We start from the raw sequence: 1,317 nt of genomic DNA, 5'->3' as shown, positions 1-1,317 counted from the left end.
CCCTCTGGCACCCCCGCCTACTCCCCGGCTACTCCCCCGGCCACTCCGGCTTGCGCTTCTCGTTGAAGGCCGCGACGCCCTCCGCGCGGTCCCCGGAGAACGCCACCGAGCGCCAGGCCGCGTCCTCCACGTCGAGCCCGGCCCGCAGGTCGAGGCCCTGGCCCAGACGGAGGGCACGCTTGGCCGCGCGCAGGCCGACCGGGGAGTTGCCGGCGATCCGGGCGGCAAGTGCGAGCGCCTCCTCGCGGTCCTGGCCGGCCTCGACCAGCTGGTCGACGAGGCCCAACTCCCGTGCTTCCGCGGCCTCCACCCGTCTCGCGCTGAACACCAGCTCGGCGGCGCGTGCGGCACCCACCCGGCGGGGCAGCAGTTGCGTACCGCCGCCGCCCGGGATCACGCCGACCGAGACCTCCGGCAGCCCGACCACTGCGGTGCTGTCGGCCACGATCAGGTCGCAGGCGAGCGCCAGCTCGAAGCCGCCACCGAGTGCGAAGCCGTGCACGGCGGCGACGGTCGGCATGGGCAGTTCCAGCACGCCCGTGTACGCGGCCCGGGTGGTGGGGCGCTGGCGCACCAGCTCGGCGTCGGAGAAGGAGTTGCGCTCCTTCAGGTCGGCGCCCACACAGAAGGCCCGTGCGTGGGTCGAGGTGAGGACGGTGACGCGCACGTCCCGGTCGTCGCCCAGCACCCGGCAGGCGGCGCCGATGGAGCGGGCCATCTCCGTCGACACGGCGTTCATGGCCGCCGGCCGGTCGAGCACGAACTCGGCGACATGCTCGTGCCGCCTGACGACGACGTGTTCCCCGAACCTCTGCTCCGACATGGCGCCTCCGCCCCTGGATCCCACCGGTTAACGATCGTTACCACTGGATCATGTCAGCCCGACCCGACGCGGCCAAGACCTCTCTGCTCACGGCAGACAGCGGTGTACCCCGCGGTCGCGGAACGGGGTGGTCGGGGCGGGTGGCAGCGAAGGTCGGCGGCGGCGACAAGCCGGGGCGGCCGGCAGCCGAGGCCCGCTGGGGTGGTCGGGTGCCGGCCAGGCCGAGGCGGAGCGGCGGAGGCCGATCCCGCTGCGAGGGAGGCCGGTCCCGGCGGGTCTGCGCTGGTCGGCGGCGAGGGCAGTCGCAACGGTCCGCCGGGCAAGGTGAGGCGCAGCGGTTAGCCAGCGCCCCCGGGAGACAGCTGCGAGGTCGCCTCCGGAGCAGCCGCAAGGCTGGGCCCTACGGTCGGCCGCAGAGACGAGCAGGGGCCACCCTCAGGGCATCCCGGAGGCCTGTCACGGGGGCCAGGAGGGCCAGGGCCGTGGGCCCGAGA

1 protein-coding gene is annotated in these 1,317 nt (G+C 74.6%); it reads right to left on the bottom strand.

Going from position 1 to position 1,317, the window contains the following annotated elements; translation table 11 throughout:
* Positions 1-28 precede the first annotated feature (28 nt).
* The gene (locus GUY60_RS37715) at positions 29-823 is read right to left on the bottom strand and encodes an enoyl-CoA hydratase/isomerase family protein (RefSeq protein WP_161706002.1); all 795 of its coding nucleotides are present in this window, start codon (positions 821-823) and stop codon (positions 29-31) included.
* Between the last annotated feature and the right edge of the window lie 494 nt (positions 824-1,317).

The sequence above is a fragment of the Streptomyces boluensis genome (assembly GCF_009908195.1).
In the GTDB taxonomy this organism is placed as follows: Bacteria; Actinomycetota; Actinomycetes; order Streptomycetales; family Streptomycetaceae; genus Streptomyces; species Streptomyces boluensis.
This window is presented reverse-complemented; position numbering and strand designations above follow the sequence as displayed.